This window comes from Amorphoplanes friuliensis DSM 7358 (assembly GCF_000494755.1).
In the GTDB taxonomy this organism is placed as follows: domain Bacteria; phylum Actinomycetota; class Actinomycetes; order Mycobacteriales; family Micromonosporaceae; genus Actinoplanes; species Actinoplanes friuliensis.
In genome coordinates, this window is the sequence record NC_022657.1 from 981180 (window position 1) to 1002025 (window position 20846).

Consider the following 20846-nt stretch of genomic DNA (forward strand, 5'->3'; position numbering starts at 1 on the left):
GGACCCGAAAGGGTCCTCGCCGGCACTGTTTCCGGGACATGAAACCGCAGGTCAGAGGCGCTTTTGCCAGCCGTCGGATGGCTGACGGACAAATACCGCCAGCCCGCTCTTTTCGTACGCTAAAGTCGCTATGCCGCGTCCGGTGGGAGGCGGCGCAAGACCGACCCGCAGTGCAGGCCTTGACTGTGTGTCCTGTGGCAGGCACGCTGACATCAGCAAGTTTCCGCGCTTGCGACAGCCGACCTGTGGGTAAGCCGGTTTTACCGGGTCCTCACAGACCGGCACCCGAGGGAGAGACGCCGCGTTCCGAGCGGCCCCGCACGAGGCACTGACCCTGGATGCGCAGGTCAGAGGCCGCGGGGATGCGTTCCGCAGGCCCCCTCTGGTGTGGGCTGGACAGCGGTTAGCCGAGCGGCTACACTGCTAGTTTGCGCTGCCTTCTGTCTTGAGCCCTGCAGGAACATCCACTTGGATGATTTCCTGGGGGTTCATTGGAGTGCACGCAGACAAGTGACGCAGACAGTTGCATCAGCAGCTCAGCCGCATCAGCAGCACCGGTCCTCGGAAGGACGCATCTTGGCAGCTTCCCGCCCTGCGAAGACCAGTCGTACGTCGAGCGCTTACGCTCCCCGCCGTATCTCGTTCGGCAGGATCACCGAGCAACTTGAGGTTCCTAACCTCCTCGCCCTCCAGACGGATTCCTTCGACTGGTTGGTCGGGAATGAGGCTTGGCAAGCTCGCACGACGGACGATCCGCACGCCCATTCGGGCCTCGCAGAGATCCTCGAGGAGATCAGTCCCATTGAGGACTTCTCCGGCACCATGTCGCTGTCCTTCTCAGCGCCGCGCTTCGACGAGGTCAAGGCCTCTATCGAAGAGTGCAAGGAGAAGGACCTGACCTATTGCGCACCGCTGTTCGTGACCGCGGAGTTCACCAACAACACGACTGGCGAGATCAAGAGCCAGACGGTGTTCATGGGTGACTTCCCGATGATGACCCCCAAGGGGACGTTCGTCATCAACGGCACCGAGCGCGTCGTGGTGAGTCAGCTCGTCCGCTCGCCGGGTGTGTACTTCACCAAGGAGCCGGACAAGACCTCCGACCGTGACCTGTCCAGCGTCAAGGTCATCCCCAGCCGGGGTGCCTGGCTGGAGTTCGACATCGACAAGCGCGACACCGTCGGTGTCCGGATCGACCGTAAGCGCCGGCAGGCAGTCACCGTCCTGCTGAAGGCGATCGGCTGGTCCGCGGAGCAGATTCGTGAGCGGTTCGGCTGGTCCGAGCTCATCATGACGACGCTGGAGAAGGACCACATCGCCGGGCAGGACGAGGCCCTGCTCGACATCTACCGCAAGCTCCGCCCTGGCGAGCCGCCGACACGGGAGAACGCCCAGACCCTGCTCGACAACCTCTTCTTCAACCCGAAGAGGTACGACGTCGCCAAGGTCGGCCGATACAAGTTCAACAAGAAGCTCGACATCGACGTCCCGATCGTCCGGGGCACGCTGACCGAGGAAGACATCGTCAAGACCGTGGACTACCTCGCCCGGCTGCACGCCGGCGAGGAGGGCTACGAGGCCGACGACATCGACCACTTCGGCAACCGTCGCCTGCGCACTGTCGGCGAGCTCATCCAGAACCAGGTCCGAGTGGGCCTGAGCCGGATGGAGCGCGTCGTCCGTGAGCGCATGACGACCCAGGACGTCGAGGCGATCACGCCGCAGACCCTGATCAACATCCGCCCTGTGGTGGCTGCGATCAAGGAGTTCTTCGGTACGTCGCAGCTGTCGCAGTTCATGGACCAGACCAACCCGCTGGCGGGCTTGACCCACCGGCGCCGGCTGAGCGCGCTCGGCCCCGGTGGTCTGTCCCGTGAGCGGGCGGGCTTCGAGGTCCGTGACGTGCACACGTCCCACTATGGCCGGATGTGCCCGATCGAGACGCCGGAAGGCCCGAACATCGGCCTGATCGGCGCCCTCTCGACGTTCGCGCGGGTCAACCCGTTCGGCTTCATCGAGACGCCGTACCGCAAGGTCATCGACGGCACCGTCACCGACAACGTCGATTACCTGACGGCCGACGAAGAGGACCGGTACGTCAAGGCGCAGGCCAACGCTCCGCTCAAGAGCGACGGCACCTACGCCGAGGACCGCGTTCTCGTCCGCCGTAAGGGCGGCGAGATCGACTACGTCCCCGGCGAGCAGGTCGACTACATGGACGTCTCGCCGCGGCAGATGACCTCGGTCGCGACGGCGATGATCCCGTTCCTCGAGCACGACGACGCCAACCGCGCCCTCATGGGTGCGAACATGCAGCGTCAGGCTGTTCCGCTGGTCAAGGCGGAGGCGCCGCTGGTCGGCACCGGCATGGAATACCGTGCCGCGGTCGACGCCGGTGACGTGGTCGTGGCCGAGGTCGGCGGTCTGGTCGAGGACCTGTGCGCCGACTACGTCACGGTGCACCAGGACGACGGCCACCGCCGGACCTACCTGCTGCACAAGTTCCGTCGCAGCAACGCCGGCTCCTGCGTCAACCAGAAGCCCGTCGTCTTCGAAGGCGACCGGGTCGAGGCCGGCCAGGTCATCGCCGACGGACCGTGCACCGACGAAGGGGAGATGGCCCTCGGCCGTAACCTGCTCGTCGCGTTCATGTGCTGGGAAGGCCACAACTACGAGGACGCGATCATCCTGTCGCAGCGCCTCGTGCAGCAGGACGTCCTCACCTCGATTCACATCGAGGAGCACGAGGTCGACGCCCGCGACACCAAGCTCGGCCCGGAAGAGATCACCCGCGACATCCCCAACGTCAGCGAGGAAATGCTCGCTGACCTGGACGAGCGCGGCATCATCCGGATCGGTGCCGAGGTCGTGCCCGGTGACATCCTGGTCGGCAAGGTCACGCCCAAGGGCGAGACCGAGCTGACCCCGGAGGAGCGGCTGCTGCGCGCCATCTTCGGTGAGAAGGCCCGGGAAGTCCGGGACACCTCGCTGAAGGTTCCGCACGGCGAGACCGGCACGGTCATCGGCGTCCGCACGTTCTCGCGGGAGGACGGCGACGAGCTGCCCCCCGGCGTGAACGAGCTGGTCCGGGTCTACGTGGCCCAGAAGCGCAAGATCCAGGACGGTGACAAGCTCGCCGGCCGTCACGGCAACAAGGGCGTCATCTCGAAGATCCTGCCCATCGAGGACATGCCGTTCCTCGAGGACGGCACCCCCGTCGACATCGTGCTCAACCCGCTCGGTGTGCCCTCGCGTATGAACATCGGCCAGGTCCTGGAGACCCACCTCGGGTGGATCGCCAAGACGGGCTGGGAGGTCGAGGGCGACGACGCTGACTGGAAGCGGCAGCTGCGGGCCATCGAGGCCCACGAGTCGCCCAAGGACAGCAACGTCGCGACGCCGGTCTTCGACGGTGCTCAGGAAGAGGAGATCAAGGGTCTCCTCAACTCGACGCTGCTCAACCGTGACGGTAAGCGGCTGGTCAACGCCGACGGTAAGGCGCAGCTGTTCGACGGCCGCTCGGGAGAGCCGCTGCCGGACCCGATCTCGGTCGGCTACGTCTACATCCTGAAGCTGAACCACCTGGTCGACGACAAGATCCACGCTCGTTCCACCGGGCCGTACTCGATGATCACGCAGCAGCCGCTGGGTGGTAAGGCGCAGTTCGGTGGTCAGCGCTTCGGTGAGATGGAGTGCTGGGCGATGCAGGCCTACGGTGCGGCTTACGCACTGCAGGAGCTGCTCACCATCAAGTCCGATGACGTCCTCGGCCGCGTGAAGGTCTACGAGGCGATCGTCAAGGGCGAGAACATCCCGGAGCCGGGAATCCCCGAGTCCTTCAAGGTGCTTCTCAAGGAACTCCAGTCGCTGTGCCTGAACGTCGAGGTGCTCTCCAGCGACGGTGTTGCCCTGGAGATGCGCGAGACGGACGACGAGGTCTTCCGGGCCGCGGAAGAACTCGGCATCGACCTGTCCCGTCGCCCGAACGAGGGCGTCAGCAGCGTCGAAGAGATCTGACGGAGAGCGTCCCCGGCGGTGTGAAGCCGCCGGGGACGCCCCCGCCGGCCTGGAATTTATCCGAGCAACGAAACACGAGGGATAGTCCAAGTGCTCGACGTCAACTTCTTCGACGAGTTGCGCATCGGCCTTGCTACCGCTGACGACATCCGCCAGTGGTCGCACGGTGAGGTCAAGAAGCCCGAGACGATCAACTACCGCACGCTCAAGCCCGAGAAGGACGGACTCTTCTGCGAGAAGATCTTCGGTCCTCAGCGGGACTGGGAGTGCTACTGCGGCAAGTACAAGCGGGTCCGGTTCAAGGGCATCATCTGTGAGCGCTGCGGCGTCGAGGTGACCCGGTCCAAGGTCCGCCGTGAGCGCATGGGCCACATCGAGCTCGCCGCGTCGGTCACGCACATCTGGTACTTCAAGGGTGTGCCCAGCCGGCTCGGTTACCTGCTCGACCTGGCGCCCAAGGATCTCGAGAAGATCATCTACTTCGCCTCGTACGTGATCACGAGCGTTGACGCCGAGGCGCGTCACCGCGACATGTCCACGATCGAGAACGAGATCTTCGCCGAGAAGCGGCAGTCCGAGAACAGCCGCGACTCCGAGATCGAGAAGCGTGCCGCCAAGCTGGAGCAGGACCTGGCCGAGCTCGAGGCCGAGGGTGCCAAGGCGGACGTGCGCCGCAAGGTCAAGGAGGCCGGCGAACGCGAGATGCGCCAGATCCGTGACAAGGCGCAGCGCGAGATCGACCGGCTCGACGAGGTGCTCGACACCTTCCGCAAGCTCGACAGCAAGCAGCTCGTCACCGACGAGTTGCTCTACCGCGAGCTGCGTGACCGGTTCGGCGAGTACTTCACCGGTGGCATGGGCGCCGAGGCGATCAAGGCCCTGCTGGAGAACATGGACCTCGACGCCGAGGCCGAGTCGCTGCGCGAGACCATTCGCAGCGGCAAGGGCCAGCGCAAGATCCGTGCCCTCAAGCGGCTCAAGGTCGTCGCCGCGTTCCTGAACACCCGGAACTCGCCGCTCGGCATGGTGCTCGACTGCGTCCCGGTCATCCCGCCGGACCTGCGCCCGATGGTGCAGCTCGACGGTGGCCGCTTCGCGACCAGCGACCTGAACGACCTGTACCGCCGCGTCATCAACCGCAACAACCGCCTCAAGCGACTGATCGACCTCGGTGCTCCCGAGATCATCGTCAACAACGAGAAGCGGATGCTGCAGGAGGCCGTCGACGCACTGTTCGACAACGGCCGTCGTGGCCGGCCGGTCACCGGTCCGGGTAACCGCCCGCTCAAGTCGCTGTCCGACATGCTCAAGGGCAAGCAGGGCCGCTTCCGGCAGAACCTGCTCGGCAAGCGTGTCGACTACTCCGGCCGTTCCGTCATCGTCGTCGGCCCCCGGCTCAAGCTGCACCAGTGCGGCCTGCCGAAGCAGATGGCGCTGGAGCTGTTCAAGCCGTTCGTGATGAAGCGCCTGGTGGACCTGAACCACGCGCAGAACATCAAGTCGGCCAAGCGGATGGTCGAGCGTCAGCGCGCCGTCGTGTGGGATGTCCTCGAAGAGGTCATCAGCGAGCACCCGGTGCTGCTGAACCGCGCGCCGACCCTGCACCGCCTGGGCATCCAGGCCTTCGAGCCGCAGCTGGTCGAGGGCAAGGCGATCCAGATCCACCCGCTCGTCTGCACGGCGTTCAACGCCGACTTCGACGGTGACCAGATGGCGGTCCACGTGCCGCTGTCGGCCGAGGCTCAGGCCGAGGCCCGGATCCTGATGCTCTCGTCGAACAACATCCTCAAGCCGGCCGACGGCAAGCCCGTCACCATGCCCACCCAGGACATGGTCATCGGCCTCTACTACCTGACGCACCTGACCAAGGGTGCGAAGGGTGAGGGCCGGGTCTTCAGCTCGGACGCCGAGGCACGGATGGCGTTCGACAACGGCGAGCTGCACCTGCAGGCGCTCGTGAAGATCCGCCTCCCCGAGGTGCTCGAGGTCGACAACGGCGCGGGTTCTCCCACCTGGGCGCGGCCCGAGGGCTGGGAGTCGGGCGACAAGCTGCTCGTCGAGACCACCCTGGGACGGGTGCTCTTCAACGAGACGCTGCCGCCGGGCTACCGCTACGTCAACTACGAGATCCGCAAGGGTCAGCTCTCCGCGATCGTCAACGACCTCGCCGAGCGCTTCCCCAAGGTCGCTCTGGCGGCGACCCTGGACGCGCTCAAGGAGGCCGGCTTCCACTGGGCCACATGGTCCGGTGTGACGATCGGTATGGGCGACGTCATCGGCCCTCCGCGCAAGCCGGAGATCATCGCCCGCTACCAGGGCGAGGCCGACCGCATCGACAAGCAGTACCAGCGTGGTCTGATGACCGCCGAGGAACGTCGCGGCGAGCTCATCGACATCTGGACCAACGCGACCAAGGACATCTCGAAGGAGATGGAGACGGCGCTGCCGCAGGAGAACCCGCTCTGGGTCATGATCAACTCCGGCGCCCGCGGTAACCTCCTCCAGCTCCGTCAGATCGCCGCGATCCGTGGTCTGGTGGCCAACCCCAAGGGCGAGATCATCCCGCGCCCGATCACCTCGTCGTACCGCGAGGGTCTGACCGTGCTGGAGTACTTCATCTCCACGCACGGTGCCCGTAAGGGTCTGGCCGACACCGCGCTGCGTACCGCCGACTCGGGTTACCTGACCCGGCGTCTGGTGGACGTGTCGCAGGACGTCATCATCCGCGAGGAGGATTGCGGCACCGACCGCGCGATCCCGATGACGGTCAGCGACCGCGAGCCCGACGGCAGCCTCGTCGTGCACACGCACGCCGAGACCGGCGTCCACGCCCGCACGATCGCGGACGACATCACGGGCCCCGACGGCAACATCGTCGTGACGCGTGGTGAGGACCTCAACTCGATCCTGGTCGACAAGCTTGTCGCCGCCGGGGTGGAGACGGTCCGGGTGCGCAGCGTCCTGACCTGCGAGTCGAAGCTCGGCGTGTGCGCGGCCTGCTACGGCCGTTCGCTGCCGACCGGCAAGGCGGTCGACATCGGCGAGGCCGTCGGCATCATCGCGGCCCAGTCCATCGGTGAGCCCGGTACGCAGCTGACGATGCGTACCTTCCACACCGGTGGTGTCGCGGGTGAGGACATCACCCAGGGTCTGCCGCGTGTGCAGGAGATCTTCGAGGCCCGCGTGCCGAAGGGTAAGGCGCCCATCGCCGACACCCCGGGACGCGTCCGCATCGAGGACGGCGAGCGTTCGCGGAAGATCATCGTGATCCCGGACGACGGCAGCGAGGAGATCGTGTACGACAAGATCTCCAAGCGCGTCAAGCTGCGGGCCCACGACGGCGACCACGTCGCGGTCGGCGAGAAGCTCACCGAGGGCACCATCGATCCGCACGAGCTGCTGCGCATCATGGGTCCGCGTGCGGTCCAGGTCCACCTGACCAGTGAGGTCCAGGAGGTCTACCGCTCGCAGGGTGTGCTCATCCACGACAAGCACATCGAGATCATCATTCGCCAGATGCTCAAGCGCGTGACGGTCATCGACTCGGGTGCCGCGGAGTTCCTGCCGGGCATCCTGGTCGACCGGGCGCTCTTCGAGTCGGAGAACCGCCGGATCGTCGGCGAGGGTGGCGAGCCCGCCGCCGGTCGTCCGGTGCTGATGGGTATCACCAAGGCCTCGCTGGCGACCGACTCCTGGCTCTCGGCGGCCTCCTTCCAGGAGACCACCCGGGTGCTCACCGACGCTGCGATCAACTCGCGCAGCGACTCGCTGGTGGGCCTCAAGGAGAACGTCATCATCGGCAAGCTCATCCCGGCCGGTACGGGCATCAGCAAGTACCGCAACATCCGGGTCGAGCCGACCGAGGAGGCCAAGGCCAAGGTGTACTCGATGACCGGGTACCCCGAGACCGACTACGGCTTCGGGCCGGCCAGCGGGCAGGCTGTGCCGCTGGACGACTTCGACTTCGGGTCGTACCGCTAAGGGTTTCTGTTCCAAGCACTCACAGGGCGGTCGCGCAAGCTGCGCGGCCGCCCTGCGGTGTTCCTAAGATGGATGGGTGACGCTCCCCGCTACCACCGTGCCCACCCGCCACCCGATGGATCCGGATCCCGCCGCGTCGACCAAGGCGCGAGCGGTTTTTGCCCTCGGACTGGTGGCACTGCTGACCGGGGCGCTGGTCGGCGGGGTGATTCCCGCCACGATCGCGCTGCTGCTGGCGCGTCAGGTGCGCCGCCAGGCCTGGTCAGCGGGCGGCTACCTCACCGGCTCCGCCTGGGTGCGCCGCGGGCAGCGCCTGGCCTGGGCGGGCATCGTGCTGGCGCTCACCGCCCTCGTGGTGGCGACCATCGCCGGCCTGCTGCACCTCGCGGGCACCCCGGGCGGCCAGGACTTCGACCCCGGCACCGACTAGAGGCCTGTCAGCGGGCGCAGGTGCCCCTGGGGCTGCGCCCGGCCACGTACGGGTGACATGCTCGATATTCAGGGGTACGTGGCGAGAGGGACAGTCCGTGACGCAGCAGCCAGGTTCGTGGCCGGCATCGTCGGCGCCGGCACCACAGCCGGGGCAGCAGCCCGCGGTGATGTTGCCGAAGCCGACGGAGATGTGGACCCCCGAGCGGGTGGACGCGGTCCCGGGCACGGAGTTCGGTCTGGTCCAGCTCAAGGTCACGCCGATCACGTCCGGGCCGGCCGTGGGCTCGATGATCGCCGGCATCGCCTCGATCCTGGTCTCCACGCTGGTGCTCTGCTTCGGCGTGGCCGGCTCGTCGGAGGGCTGGGGCGGCTGGGTGGGCGGCGCGTTCGCCCTGCTGGCGGTGCTGGTGGGCGGAGGAGCCGTGGGTGTGGGCCTGGCGGCTCGACGGCAGATCCAGCGCTCCGGGCGTACCGGGAAGGTCCGCTTCACCGGCAAGAACGTGGCGGTGGCGGGAATCTGGTGCGGGGGAGCAGGGTTGGGAATTGCCGTGCTGACGCTGCTGTTGGTAGTGGTGTTGCAGTCTTCGTGAGGCCTTGTGGTGCCGGATCCGATACCGCGGCTCTGTCGCGCCGAGGCACCCGGTACACTTGTTAGCTGGAGATGTCCATCAGGGGTAACGGGCTCGTTTTGACCTGTGTCCCCGAGGTGGGTACTCTTTCCCCTCGTGCCCAGGCCGGCCTGGGCAACTCGTGCGTGCGCCCGAGTCTGTGGTAACCGACGGGGCAGTGGCACGACGGAGCTGAGGCTCTGACAAAGACAGAACAACTCGCTGCGTGTGCAAGCGCGCGGCGGGACCGTGAGCCGGGCGACACGCCCGACCGCGGGTGTCGGGGGACCCAAACCGGGGTCTCACGGCACGCCAGGCAAACGAAGACGTTGCGGCCGCTAAAAGGGCGGCCGAAGGGAGCGGAGAAACCCGGTGCCCACGATCCAGCAGCTGGTCCGCAAGGGCCGACAGGCTAAGACGAGCAAGACCAAGACGCCGGCGCTGAAGGGAAGCCCCCAGCGGCGCGGCGTGTGCACGCGCGTGTACACCACTACCCCCAAGAAGCCGAACTCTGCGCTGCGCAAGGTCGCTCGTGTGAAGCTCAGCAGCCAGATCGAGGTGACGGCGTACATCCCGGGTGTCGGTCACAACCTGCAGGAGCACTCGATCGTGCTCGTGCGTGGCGGCCGAGTGAAGGACCTCCCCGGCGTCCGTTACAAGATCGTCCGCGGTTCGCTGGACACCCAGGGTGTCCGTAACCGCAAGCAGGCCCGCAGCCGTTACGGCGCGAAGAAGGAGAAGAGCTGATATGCCGCGTAAAGGCCCCGCTCCGCGCCACCCGGTGGTTCCGGACCCCGTGTACAACTCACCGCTGGTCACCCAGCTGGTGAACAAGATCCTGGTCGGCGGCAAGCGTCAGCTCGCCGAGCGCATCGTCTACGGAGCGCTCGAGGGCGCCCGTGAGAAGAGCGGCACCGACCCCGTGGTGACGCTCAAGCGCGCCATGGACAACGTCAAGCCGACCCTCGAGGTCCGCAGCCGCCGTGTCGGTGGCGCGACCTACCAGGTGCCGGTCGAGGTCCGCACTCCGCGCCAGACCACCCTCGGTCTGCGCTGGCTGGTCCAGTACTCCAAGGCCCGCCGCGAGAAGACCATGATCGAGCGCCTGCAGAACGAGCTGCTCGACGCCAGCAACGGCCTCGGTGCTGCTGTCAAGCGGCGCGAGGACACCCACAAGATGGCGGAGTCCAACAAGGCCTTCGCGCACTACCGCTGGTAGATCTCGCTGCCGGCCCGGTTCCCGCCGGGCCACCGCAGTCAGTCGTACCGGTCCTGTAGAGACGAACGACGAAGAAAAGTAGGGATTGAAGTGGCCGCCGCAGACGCGCTCGCCAAGGTACGCAACATCGGCATCATGGCGCACATCGACGCTGGTAAGACCACGACGACCGAGCGGATCCTGTTCTACACCGGTATCACGTACAAGATCGGTGAAGTCCACGAGGGCGCGGCCGTCATGGACTGGATGGAGCAGGAACAGGAACGCGGTATCACCATCACCTCCGCCGCCACGAAGTGCGAGTGGAAGGGCTACACGATTCAGATCATCGACACGCCCGGCCACGTCGACTTCACGGTCGAGGTCGAGCGGTCGCTGCGTGTGCTCGACGGTGCCGTCGCGGTCTACGACGGCGTCGCCGGCGTGGAGCCCCAGACGGAGAACGTCTGGCGGCAGGCGGACAAGTACCACGTCCCCCGGATGTGCTTCGTCAACAAGCTCGACCGGACCGGCGCGGACTTCTTCCGCTGCGTTCAGATGATGATCGACCGGCTCAACGCCACCCCGCTGGTCCTCCAGATCCCGATCGGGCTCGAGGGCGACCACATCGGTGTCGTCGACCTGATCACCATGAAGGCGCTCACCTGGCGCGGGGAGACCCAGAAGGGTGAGGACTACGCGATCGAGGAGATCCCGGCAGATCTGCTGGACTCCGCGACCGAGTGGCGCGAGAAGCTCATCGAGACGCTCGCCGACGTGGACGACTTCGTCATGGAGAAGTACCTCGAGGGCGAAGAGGTCTCGCAGCCGGAGATCAAGGCCGCCATCCGGCGCGCCACGATCGCCAGCAAGGCGAACCCGGTGCTGTGCGGTTCGGCGTTCAAGAACAAGGGCGTTCAGCCCATGCTCGACGCCGTGGTCGACTACCTGCCGTCGCCCCTGGACGTTCCGGCCATCGACGGCACCGCGACCGACGGCGAGACGCCGATCATCCGCAAGCCGTCGAACGACGAGCCCTTCTCCGGTCTGGCCTTCAAGATCCAGACGGACAAGCACCTCGGCAAGCTGACGTACGTCCGGGTCTACTCCGGCACGCTCGAGTCCGGTTCCCAGGTGGTCAACTCCACCAAGGACCGCAAGGAGCGGATCGGCAAGATCTACCAGATGCACGCCAACAAGCGTGAAGAGCGTCCAACGGCGTGGGCCGGCGACATCATCGCCGTGCAGGGTCTCAAGCAGACCACCACCGGTGACACGCTCAGCGACCCGGCACACCCGGTCATCCTCGAGTCGATGACGTTCCCGGAGCCGGTCATCCAGGTCGCCATCGAGCCGAAGACCAAGTCGGACCAGGAGAAGCTGGGCGTCGCGATCCAGCGCCTGGCCGAAGAGGACCCGACGTTCCGCGTCTTCAACGACGAGGAGACCGGTCAGACGGTCATCGCCGGCATGGGCGAGCTCCACCTGGACATCCTGGTGGACCGCATGCGCCGCGAGTTCAACGTCGAGGCCAACATCGGTAAGCCGCAGGTGGCGTACCGTGAGACGATCCGCGGCAAGGTGGAGAAGCTCACGTACGTGCACAAGAAGCAGACCGGTGGCTCCGGCCAGTACGCGAAGGTCGTCGTCACCGTCGAGCCGCTCGAGCTCGCCGCGGACGGCCCGACCTACGAGTTCGTCAACGCGGTGTCCGGTGGTCGCATCCCCAAGGAGTACATCCCTTCGGTGGACGCGGGCGCGCAGGACTCCCTGCAGTACGGCGTCCTCGCCGGCTACCCGCTGGTCGGCGTCAAGCTGACCCTGGTGGACGGTCAGTACCACGAGGTCGACTCGTCGGAAATGGCGTTCAAGATCGCCGGCTCGATCGTGATGAAGGAGGCGGCCCGCAAGGCCGACCCCGCTCTCCTCGAGCCGATGATGTCCGTTGAGGTCACCACCCCTGAGGACAACATGGGTGACGTCATCGGTGACCTCAACTCCCGCCGCGGCATCATCCAGTCGATGGAGGAGCGCTCCGGCGCTCGGGTCATCAAGTCGCTGGTGCCGCTCTCGGAGATGTTCGGCTACGTCGGCGACCTGCGGTCGAAGACTCAGGGCCGGGCGAGCTACAGCATGCAGTTCGACTCCTACGCCGAGGTTCCTCAGAGCGTGGCGAAGGAGATCATCGCTAAGGCCACCGGCGCCTGATGCGTTGAGGCACGTGCGGTCCGTCGAGGACCGCACGTGCACGAGCAGTCGACAGAGTCCCTGAGCGCCTTCACCGGCGTGCCGGGCGATTAGAAAAGACACAGTCCACAGGAGGACACCAGTGGCGAAGGCGAAGTTCGAGCGGACTAAGCCGCACGTCAACATCGGCACCATTGGTCACATCGACCACGGTAAGACGACGCTGACTGCGGCCATCACGAAGGTCCTGCACGACCAGTACCCGGACCTGAACCCCTACACGCCGTTCGACGAGATCGACAAGGCGCCGGAGGAGAAGGCCCGCGGCATCACGATCTCGATCGCGCACGTCGAGTACCAGACCGCTGCGCGTCACTACGCGCACGTGGACTGCCCCGGCCACGCCGACTACATCAAGAACATGATCACCGGTGCCGCGCAGATGGACGGCGCGATCCTGGTGGTTGCCGCGACCGACGGCCCGATGCCGCAGACCAAGGAGCACGTGCTCCTGGCCCGCCAGGTCGGCGTTCCGTACATCGTCGTGGCGCTGAACAAGAGCGACATGGTCGACGACGAGGAGCTCCTGGAGCTCGTCGAGCTCGAGGTTCGCGAGCTGCTCAGCACGTACGAGTTCCCCGGCGACGACCTTCCGGTCGTGCGCGTCTCGGCGCTGAAGGCGCTCGAGGGCGACGCCGAGTGGAGCGGCAAGCTCATGGAGCTGATGAACGCGGTCGACACCGCGATCCCGCAGCCCGAGCGTGACGTCGAGAAGCCGTTCCTCATGCCCATCGAGGACGTCTTCACGATCACCGGTCGTGGCACGGTCGTCACCGGCCGGGCCGAGCGCGGCATCCTCAAGCCGAACGAGGAGGTCGAGATCGTGGGTATCCGCGAGAAGTCGACCAAGACCGTTTGCACCGGCATCGAGATGTTCCGCAAGCTGCTCGACGAGGCCCGCGCGGGTGAGAACGTCGGCCTCCTGCTGCGTGGTATCAAGCGCGAGGACGTCGAGCGCGGCATGGTCGTCGTCAAGCCCGGCTCGAGCACCCCGCACACGGAGTTCGAGGGCCAGGTCTACATCCTCTCGAAGGAAGAGGGCGGCCGGCACACGCCGTTCTTCCAGAACTACCGCCCGCAGTTCTACTTCCGCACCACGGACGTCACCGGCGTCGTCACGCTGCCCGAGGGCACCGAGATGGTCATGCCGGGCGACTCCACCAGCATGTCGGTGAAGCTGATCCAGCCCATCGCCATGGAGCAGGGCCTCAAGTTCGCGATCCGTGAGGGTGGCCGCACCGTCGGCGCCGGAACGGTCACGAAGATCAACGTCTGAGTTGGTTTGGTAACCCCGATTAGCGTTGCCGCAGTCGATGCGGCATACTAGTCAGGTTGCGTCCGCGCAGGGTGGTTGATTGCCTGGTTCTCAAGGGCTTCGGCTTTCGAGATTGGGCAGTCAACCACCCTCGCCGGGTGTCCGGCGTGGTTCCACGAGCCGCCGGCATCCCCGATCCCGACGGATCAAGGAAAACTCTTCGGAGAATTCCTTGCGGGCATGATCGCTCCAGATACCTGGGGCGGAGCCTGGTTCACCAGCGCGACACGCCCGACCGCGGGGGTCGGACATCGCAGGACCAACGGTCCTGCGGGCATGCGAGGGCCACAGCTTTCGCACGTAGCGGCATCGAGAGAAGGAAACAGAAGCCACCATGGCGGGACAGAAGATCCGCATCCGGCTCAAGGCCTATGACCACGAGGTCGTCGACTCCTCGGCGCGCAAGATCGTCGAGACGGTTACGCGTACCGGTGCGCAGGTTGCTGGCCCGGTGCCGCTGCCCACGGAGATCAACCGTTTCTGCGTGATCCGTTCGCCGCACAAGTACAAGGACTCGCGCGAGCACTTCGAGATGCGCACGCACAAGCGTCTGATCGACATCATCGACCCGACACCGAAGACGGTCGACTCGCTTATGCGCCTCGACCTCCCGGCTGGCGTCGACATCGAGATCAAGCTGTAGGGATCCGGACAATGGACAGGCAAGTGAAGGGCATCCTGGGCGCCAAGCTCGGCATGACCCAGGTCTGGGACAACAACAAGGTCGTCCCGGTAACCGTGGTGCAGGCCGGCCCGTGCGTCGTGACCCAGGTCCGCACCTCCGAGACTGACGGCTATGTCGCGGTTCAGCTGGCGTACGGCGCCATCGACCCGCGCAAGGTCAACAAGCCTGAGGGCGGCCACTACGCAAAGGCAGGTGTGTCGCCGCGGCGCCACATCGTCGAGCTGCGCACCAGTGACGCCACCGAGTACGAGCTCGGCCAGGAGGTCACCGTCGAGGCGTTCGCGGTCGGTACGCCGATCGACGTCACCGGTAAGACCAAGGGCAAGGGCTACGCCGGCGTCATGAAGCGGCACGGCTTCCACGGCCTCAAGTCGAGCCACGGTGTCGAGCGCAAGCACCGCCACCCCGGTTCCATCGGCGCCTGCGCGACCCCCGGTCGCGTTTTCCGTGGCACCCGGATGGCCGGTCGCATGGGCGGCAAACGCTTCACCGTGCAGAACCTGACGATCCAGGCAGTCGACGTCGAGAACAACCTGCTGCTCGTCAAGGGTGCCGTTCCCGGCCCCAAGGGCGCGCTCATCCTCGTGCGTACGGCGGCGAAGAAGAAGGGTGGTGCCAAGTGAGCTCGGTTGACGTGATCAACGCCGAGGGCACGAAGGCCGGCTCGGTCGAGCTGCCCGACGACATCTTCGACGTGCAGGCGAACATTCCGCTGATGCACCAGGTCGTCGTGGCCCAGCTCGCCGCTGCCCGTCAGGGCACGGCCAAGACCAAGACGCGGGGCGAGGTCGCCGGTGGCGGCAAGAAGCCCTACAAGCAGAAGGGCACCGGTCGCGCCCGTCAGGGCTCGATCCGCGCTCCTCAGTTCACCGGCGGTGGCGTCGTGCACGGTCCCGTGCCGCGTGACTACAGCCAGCGGACCCCGAAGAAGATGAAGGCCGCCGCTCTGCGTGGCGCCCTCTCCGACCGGGCCCGTGACGGCCGGGTGCACGTGGTCGAGGCGTTCGTCTCCGGCGAGAAGCCGTCGACGAAGGCCGCGATCGCCACGCTGCGCAAGGCGACCGAGTCCGTGAAGGTCCTGGTCGTCCTGAGCAGCTACGACGAGCTGAACTGGATCTCGCTGCGGAACGAGCCGACCGTCCACCTCATCGAGGCCGGCCAGCTCAACACGTACGACGTCCTGGTCGCCGACGAGGTCGTCTTCACCAAGGAAGCCCTGGACGAGTTCCTGGGCGTTCCGGCCGAAGCCGCCGAGGAGGGGGACAAGTGAGCACGATCGCCGACCCGCGCGACATCATCGTCGCGCCCGTGGTCTCCGAGAAGAGCTACAGCGTTCTCGACCAGAACTGGTACACGTTCCTGGTCCACCCGGACGCCAACAAGACCGAGATCAAGATCGCGATTCAGCAGATCTTCGATGTTCGCGTGCTGACGGTGAACACCATCAACCGTCAGGGCAAGCGCAAGCGCACCAAGACGGGCTTCGGTCAGCGTAAGGCGACCAAGCGTGCCCTGGTGAAGCTGGCTGACGGTGACCGCATCGAGGCCTTCGGCGGCCCGGTCAGCTAAGGGGTTGTAAATCATGGCTATCCGTAAGTACAAGCCGACCACGCCGGGCCGTCGTGGCTCCAGCGTCGCCGACTTCGCCGAGATCACCCGGTCGACGCCGGAGAAGTCTCTGCTGGCCCCGCTGCCCAAGAAGGGTGGTCGCAACGTCCACGGCCGCATCACCACGCGGCACCAGGGCGGCGGCCACAAGCGGCAGTACCGGCTGATCGACTTCCGGCGCAACGACAAGGACGGCGTGCCGGCCAAGGTCGCTCACATCGAGTACGACCCGAACCGCACGTCCCGCATCGCACTGCTGCACTACGCCGACGGCGAGAAGCGCTACATCCTCGCGCCGAAGGACCTCAAGCAGGGCGACCGCGTCGAGTCCGGCGTGGGCGCGGACATCAAGCCGGGCAACAACCTGCCCCTGCGCAACATCCCGGTCGGTACGACGGTCCACGGTGTGGAGCTTCGTCCCGGCGGTGGCGCCAAGCTGGCCCGTTCGGCCGGCGTCGGCATCCAGCTGCTCGGCCGTGAGGGTGTCTACGCCACGCTGCGTATGCCCTCCGGTGAAATTCGCCGTGTCGACATCCGCTGCCGCGCGACGGTCGGCGAGATCGGCAACGCCGAGCAGTCGAACATCAACTGGGGCAAGGCCGGCCGCATGAGGTGGAAGGGCAAGCGCCCGACCGTCCGTGGTGTCGCCATGAACCCGGTCGACCACCCGCACGGTGGTGGTGAGGGTAAGACCTCAGGTGGTCGCCACCCGGTCAACCCCGCCGGAAAGCCGGAGGGCCGTACCCGCCGCAAGGGCCAGGAGAGCGACCGCATGATCGTTCGCCGCCGCTACGCCACCCGCAAGCGCGGGTAACGGGAGTTAAAAGATGCCTCGCAGCTTGAAGAAGGGCCCGTTCGTCGACGACCACCTCATCAAGAAGGTGGAAGTCCAGAACGAGAAGAACTCGAAGAACGTCATCAAGACCTGGTCGCGACGCTCGACGATCATTCCCGACATGCTCGGGCACACGATCGCCGTGCACGACGGGCGCAAGCACGTCCCGGTGTTCATCACCGAGGCCATGGTCGGGCACAAGCTCGGCGAGTTCGCTCTGACCCGCACGTTCAAGGGTCACGAGAAGGACGACCGCAAGAGCCGTCGTCGCTAAGCAGTCCACGGACAAGAAACAAGAGGGGTTACAGCGATGCCAGTCAAGGGCGACGCTCCGGTGCTTCCGGGCGCGCGGGCGGTTGCGCGCCACGTGCGCATCTCGCCGAACAAGGCGCGCCGTGTGATCAACCTCGTCCGCGGTCTGCCCGCGAAGGAGGCTCTCACGGTCCTGCAGTTCGCACCGCAGGCCGCGAGTGAGCAGGTCTACAAGGTGCTCGCGAGCGCGATTGCGAACGCAGAGAACAACGAGCGGCTCGACCCCGATGCGCTCCTCGTCAGCGAGGCGTTCGTCGACGAGGGTCCGACGCTCAAGCGGTTCCGGCCGCGTGCGCAGGGCCGGGCGTACCGGATCCGTAAGCGCACCTGCCACATCACTGTGGCGGTCGAGGCGGTCCAGGTGACCACTCCGGCCCGCAAGGCCGCCGCTAAGAAGGCCGCGCCTGCGAAGAAGGCGGCGCCTGCCGCCGAATCCCGGAGCACGGAGGGTGCCGAGTAATGGGTCAGAAAGTTCACCCCACCGGGTTCCGCCTCGGCATTTCCACCGACTGGCGGAGCCGCTGGTTCGCGGACAAGCTCTACAAGGACTACATCGGCGAGGACGTCAAGATTCGCCGCATGATGTCCAAGGGGCTCGAGCGGGCCGGCATCTCGAAGGTCGACATCGAGCGCACCCGCGACCGGGTCCGCGTGGACATCCACACCGCCCGGCCGGGCATCGTCATCGGCCGTAAGGGTGCGGAGGCCGACCGGATCCGCGGCGAGCTCGAGAAGCTCACCGGCAAGCAGGTCCAGCTCAACATCCTCGAGGTGAAGAGCCCGGAGTCGGACGCACAGCTCGTGGCGCAGGGCGTCGCCGAGCAGCTGTCCAGCCGGGTCAGCTTCCGCCGGGCGATGCGCAAGGCGATGCAGTCCGCGATGAAGAACCCGGTCTGCAAGGGCATTCGGGTCCAGGTCTCCGGCCGCCTCGGCGGCGCGGAGATGAGCCGCACGGAGTTCTACCGTGAGGGTCGCGTCCCGCTGCACACGCTGCGCGCCAACATCGAGTACGGCTTCTTCGAGGCCCGTACGACCTTCGGCCGCATCGGCGTGAAGGTCTGGATCTACAAGGGCGACGCCGTGCCGGGTCGCGAGGCCGCCCCCGAGGCGCCCGCGCGTCCGCGCCGTGACCGTGCCGACCGTCCCGAGCGTCCGCGTCGTGGCCGTTCCGGTTCGTCCGGCACGACCGCGGGTGGCACCGAGGCCGGCCGCGCCGCACGAGGCCGCGGCGGCCGGCCCCGCTCCGGCGGAGGCTGCGCCCACGACCGACACCGCCGTTGCTCCGGCTGCGGCCGAAACGCAGCAGGAGGGCTGACAGATGCTGATGCCGCGTAAGCCCCCGAAGGGCTTCCGCAAGCCGCACCACCCGGACCGCCACGGCGCGTCCAAGGGCGGCAACCGGGTGGTCTTCGGTGAGTTCGGTATCCAGGCTCTGGAGCCGGCATACGTGACCAACCGGCAGATCGAGTCGGCCCGTATCGCCATGACGCGTCACATCAAGCGTGGCGGTAAGGTCTGGATCTCGATCTTCCCGGACCAGGCGCTGACCAAGAAGCCCGCCGAGACCCGCATGGGTTCCGGCAAGGGCTCGCCGGAGTGGTGGGTGGCGAACGTCAAGCCGGGACGCATTCTCTTCGAGATGTCGTTCCCGAACGAGACGATCGCGCGCGAAGCGATGCGTCGCGCGATCCACAAGCTCCCGATGAAGTGCCGCATCGTGACGCGCGAAGTGGGTGAAAACTGATGGCAGCGGGCGTTAAGGCCTCCGAGCTGCGTGAGCTTCCTGAAGAGGAGCTCGTGTCGCGGTTGCGGGAGTCCAAGGCGGAGCTGTTCAATCTCCGCGTCCAGGGTGCGACCGGTCAGCTCGACAACCACCGTCGTCTGCAGGTCGTTCGCAAGGACATCGCGAAGATCTACACGATCATGCGTGAGCGTGAGCTGGGGCTCTCGGCCGCGCCGACTGAGGTGACTACAGCATGAGCGAGAACGCAGCTGCTGAGCCCCGGAGCCAGCGCAAGACGCGCGAGGGCCTCGTGGTCAGCGACAAGATGGACAAGACCGTGATCGTCGAGGTCGAGGATCGCGTCAAGCACGCCCTGTACGGCAAGGTTCTGCGTCGCACCCGCAAGCTTCAGGTGCACGACGAGCAGAACGCGTGCGGCGTGGGCGACCGGGTTTCCCTGATGGAGACCCGCCCGCTGTCGCGTACCAAGCGGTGGCGTGTCGTGGAGATCCTCGAAAAGGCCAAGTGAGTTTGCTGGGCCGGCAGGTGTTGACCTGCCGGCCCGGCGGACCATCGTTCCGCCAAGCTTCGGCGCACCGCCGAAGAACTGGCAGACATAGGAGACAGACGTGATCCAGCAGGAGTCGCGACTGCGCGTCGCCGACAACACGGGTGCCCGGGAGATCCTGTGCATCCGCGTACTGGGCGGCTCCGGTCGCCGTTACGCGAGCATCGGTGACGTCATCGTGGCCACCGTCAAGGACGCCATTCCGGGTGCGGGTGTGAAGAAGGGTGACGTCGTCAAGGCCGTCATCGTTCGCACCGCCAAGGAACGCCGCCGTCCCGACGGCTCGTACATCCGCTTCGACGAGAACGCCGCCGTCATCATCAAGGACGGTGGCGACCCCCGCGGTACGCGCATCTTCGGCCCGGTCGGCCGTGAGCTGCGCGACAAGCGGTTCATGAAGATCATCAGCCTGGCGCCGGAGGTGCTCTGACCGTGAAGATCAAGAAGGGCGACACGGTCGTCGTCATCGCCGGCAAGGACAAGGGCGCCAAGGGCAAGGTCATCGCGGCCTTCCCGCGTCGCGACAAGGTCCTGGTCGAGGGCGTCAACCGCATCAAGAAGCACGAACGCATCCGCACGACGCAGCGCGGTTCCAAGACCGGCGGCATCGTCACGCAGGAAGCCGCGATCCACATCTCGAATGTGCAGCTCGTGGACTCCGAGGGCAACCCGACCCGCGTCGGGTACCGCATCGACGACAGCGGCCAGAAGATCCGCGTCGCGCGTAGCACCGGTAAGGATCTGTGATGACTGCCGCTACCGAGACGAAGACGCTGCCCCGCCTGAAGCAGAAGTACCGCAGTGAGGTCATCTCTGCGCTCCAGGAGCAGTACAAGTACGGCAACCCCATGCAGGTTCCCGGCCTGGTGAAGGTCGTCGTGAACATGGGTGTGGGCGAGGCCGCCCGCGACGCCAAGCTGATCGACGGCGCCGTGCGTGACCTGACCACGATCACCGGTCAGAAGCCGCTGGTGCGGCGGGCGACCAAGTCCATCGCGCAGTTCAAGCTGCGTGAGGGCATGCCGATCGGCGCGAAGGTCACCCTGCGCAACGACCGGATGTGGGAGTTCCTGGACCGGCTGCTGTCGATCGCGCTGCCGCGTATCCGTGACTTCCGCGGTCTGGACGGGCGCAAGCTCGACGGCCACGGCAACTACACGTTCGGTCTGACCGAGCAGTCGGTGTTCCACGAGATCGACCAGGACCGGATCGATCGGACCCGGGGCATGGACATCACGGTGGTCACCTCCGCCGCGACCGACGAGGAAGGCCGGCAGCTGCTCAAGCTCCTCGGCTTCCCGTTCAAGGAGAACTGAG

General features: G+C 66.3%; 21 protein-coding genes and 1 pseudogene. All 22 read left to right on the forward strand.

The window, feature by feature from the left end:
* The first annotated feature begins 576 nt into the window (after window positions 1–576).
* The 22 genes and pseudogenes from rpoB (at window position 577) to rplE (ending at window position 20845) form a co-directional block, all read left to right on the forward strand.
* Complete coding sequence (gene rpoB, locus AFR_RS04515; RefSeq protein WP_023358154.1) at window positions 577–4017, forward strand: DNA-directed RNA polymerase subunit beta; 3441 nt, start codon at window positions 577–579, stop codon at window positions 4015–4017.
* Window positions 4018–4107: 90 nt separating this feature from the next.
* Window positions 4108–7998, forward strand: coding sequence for a DNA-directed RNA polymerase subunit beta' (locus tag AFR_RS04520; protein WP_023358156.1), 3891 nt, complete (start codon window positions 4108–4110; stop codon window positions 7996–7998).
* A gap of 115 nt (window positions 7999–8113) precedes the next feature.
* Window positions 8114–8428: a calcium homeostasis modulator protein gene (locus AFR_RS04525; RefSeq protein ID WP_052359324.1), complete on the forward strand. Its 315-nt coding sequence runs from the start codon at window positions 8114–8116 to the stop codon at window positions 8426–8428.
* 208 nt (window positions 8429–8636) lie between these two features.
* A complete protein-coding gene (locus AFR_RS04530) occupies window positions 8637–9020 on the forward strand; it encodes a hypothetical protein (RefSeq protein WP_063749578.1) in 384 nt (127 codons plus the stop codon).
* Window positions 9021–9410: 390 nt separating this feature from the next.
* Entirely contained in the window at window positions 9411–9785 is a 375-nt protein-coding gene (rpsL, locus tag AFR_RS04535; protein ID WP_014440718.1) for a 30S ribosomal protein S12, read from the forward strand.
* 1 nt (window position 9786) lies between these two features.
* Entirely contained in the window at window positions 9787–10257 is a 471-nt protein-coding gene (rpsG, locus tag AFR_RS04540) for a 30S ribosomal protein S7 (protein ID WP_023358162.1), read from the forward strand.
* A 90-nt stretch (window positions 10258–10347) separates the two neighbouring features.
* Window positions 10348–12444, forward strand: a complete 2097-nt coding sequence (fusA, locus tag AFR_RS04545) for an elongation factor G (protein WP_023358164.1) — start codon at window positions 10348–10350, stop codon at window positions 12442–12444.
* A gap of 121 nt (window positions 12445–12565) precedes the next feature.
* Window positions 12566–13759, forward strand: a complete 1194-nt coding sequence (gene tuf, locus AFR_RS04550) for an elongation factor Tu (RefSeq protein ID WP_023358166.1) — start codon at window positions 12566–12568, stop codon at window positions 13757–13759.
* Window positions 13760–14132: 373 nt separating this feature from the next.
* Window positions 14133–14441 (forward strand): 30S ribosomal protein S10, encoded by a 309-nt coding sequence (rpsJ, locus tag AFR_RS04555; protein WP_007073037.1) that lies wholly within the window; start codon window positions 14133–14135, stop codon window positions 14439–14441.
* 11 nt (window positions 14442–14452) lie between these two features.
* The gene (gene rplC, locus AFR_RS04560; protein ID WP_041840602.1) at window positions 14453–15106 is read left to right on the forward strand and encodes a 50S ribosomal protein L3; all 654 of its coding nucleotides are present in this window, start codon (window positions 14453–14455) and stop codon (window positions 15104–15106) included.
* Complete coding sequence (gene rplD, locus AFR_RS04565; RefSeq protein WP_023358170.1) at window positions 15103–15753, forward strand: 50S ribosomal protein L4; 651 nt, start codon at window positions 15103–15105, stop codon at window positions 15751–15753. Before rplC ends, rplD begins: the two co-directional genes overlap by 4 nt.
* Window positions 15750–16052 (forward strand): 50S ribosomal protein L23, encoded by a 303-nt coding sequence (gene rplW, locus AFR_RS04570; RefSeq protein ID WP_023358172.1) that lies wholly within the window; start codon window positions 15750–15752, stop codon window positions 16050–16052. Before rplD ends, rplW begins: the two co-directional genes overlap by 4 nt.
* Window positions 16053–16065: 13 nt before the next feature.
* Window positions 16066–16905: a 50S ribosomal protein L2 gene (rplB, locus tag AFR_RS04575; RefSeq protein ID WP_023358174.1), complete on the forward strand. Its 840-nt coding sequence runs from the start codon at window positions 16066–16068 to the stop codon at window positions 16903–16905.
* 13 nt (window positions 16906–16918) lie between these two features.
* Window positions 16919–17200, forward strand: coding sequence for a 30S ribosomal protein S19 (gene rpsS, locus AFR_RS04580; RefSeq protein ID WP_014440726.1), 282 nt, complete (start codon window positions 16919–16921; stop codon window positions 17198–17200).
* Between the two features lie 36 nt (window positions 17201–17236).
* A complete protein-coding gene (gene rplV / locus AFR_RS04585; protein ID WP_023358176.1) occupies window positions 17237–17698 on the forward strand; it encodes a 50S ribosomal protein L22 in 462 nt (153 codons plus the stop codon).
* Window positions 17698–18553, forward strand: a pseudogene (gene rpsC / locus AFR_RS04590) (30S ribosomal protein S3). The gene rplV and the pseudogene rpsC overlap by 1 nt, the downstream one beginning before the upstream one ends.
* Before the next feature lie 3 nt (window positions 18554–18556).
* The gene (gene rplP / locus AFR_RS04595) at window positions 18557–18982 is read left to right on the forward strand and encodes a 50S ribosomal protein L16 (protein ID WP_023358180.1); all 426 of its coding nucleotides are present in this window, start codon (window positions 18557–18559) and stop codon (window positions 18980–18982) included.
* Window positions 18982–19218 carry a 50S ribosomal protein L29 gene (gene rpmC / locus AFR_RS04600; protein ID WP_023358182.1) on the forward strand — a complete coding sequence of 79 codons (237 nt, stop codon included), beginning with the start codon at window positions 18982–18984 and terminating at the stop codon, window positions 19216–19218. Before rplP ends, rpmC begins: the two co-directional genes overlap by 1 nt.
* Window positions 19215–19490: a 30S ribosomal protein S17 gene (gene rpsQ, locus AFR_RS04605; protein ID WP_023358183.1), complete on the forward strand. Its 276-nt coding sequence runs from the start codon at window positions 19215–19217 to the stop codon at window positions 19488–19490. Before rpmC ends, rpsQ begins: the two co-directional genes overlap by 4 nt.
* A 100-nt stretch (window positions 19491–19590) precedes the next feature.
* Window positions 19591–19959: a 50S ribosomal protein L14 gene (gene rplN, locus AFR_RS04610; RefSeq protein ID WP_023358185.1), complete on the forward strand. Its 369-nt coding sequence runs from the start codon at window positions 19591–19593 to the stop codon at window positions 19957–19959.
* A complete protein-coding gene (gene rplX / locus AFR_RS04615; RefSeq protein ID WP_148307872.1) occupies window positions 19956–20276 on the forward strand; it encodes a 50S ribosomal protein L24 in 321 nt (106 codons plus the stop codon). The genes rplN and rplX overlap by 4 nt, the downstream gene beginning before the upstream one ends.
* Entirely contained in the window at window positions 20276–20845 is a 570-nt protein-coding gene (gene rplE / locus AFR_RS04620; protein WP_023358189.1) for a 50S ribosomal protein L5, read from the forward strand. Before rplX ends, rplE begins: the two co-directional genes overlap by 1 nt.
* Window position 20846: the final 1 nt, after the last annotated feature.

What these genes read in the sequence shown, in the direction of transcription:
- AFR_RS04525 (WP_052359324.1), top strand. Translation starts at nt 8,114, where the DNA reads ATGGATCCGGATCCCGCCGCGTCGACCAAGGCGCGAGCGGTTTTTGCC.
- rpsG (WP_023358162.1), top strand. Translation starts at nt 9,787, where the DNA reads ATGCCGCGTAAAGGCCCCGCTCCGCGCCACCCGGTGGTTCCGGACCCC.
- rpsJ (WP_007073037.1), top strand. Translation starts at nt 14,133, where the DNA reads ATGGCGGGACAGAAGATCCGCATCCGGCTCAAGGCCTATGACCACGAG.
- rplC (WP_041840602.1), top strand. Translation starts at nt 14,453, where the DNA reads ATGGACAGGCAAGTGAAGGGCATCCTGGGCGCCAAGCTCGGCATGACC.
- rplB (WP_023358174.1), top strand. Translation starts at nt 16,066, where the DNA reads ATGGCTATCCGTAAGTACAAGCCGACCACGCCGGGCCGTCGTGGCTCC.
- rpsS (WP_014440726.1), top strand. Translation starts at nt 16,919, where the DNA reads ATGCCTCGCAGCTTGAAGAAGGGCCCGTTCGTCGACGACCACCTCATC.
- rplV (WP_023358176.1), top strand. Translation starts at nt 17,237, where the DNA reads ATGCCAGTCAAGGGCGACGCTCCGGTGCTTCCGGGCGCGCGGGCGGTT.
- rplP (WP_023358180.1), top strand. Translation starts at nt 18,557, where the DNA reads ATGCTGATGCCGCGTAAGCCCCCGAAGGGCTTCCGCAAGCCGCACCAC.
- rpmC (WP_023358182.1), top strand. Translation starts at nt 18,982, where the DNA reads ATGGCAGCGGGCGTTAAGGCCTCCGAGCTGCGTGAGCTTCCTGAAGAG.
- rpsQ (WP_023358183.1), top strand. Translation starts at nt 19,215, where the DNA reads ATGAGCGAGAACGCAGCTGCTGAGCCCCGGAGCCAGCGCAAGACGCGC.
- rplE (WP_023358189.1), top strand. Translation starts at nt 20,276, where the DNA reads ATGACTGCCGCTACCGAGACGAAGACGCTGCCCCGCCTGAAGCAGAAG.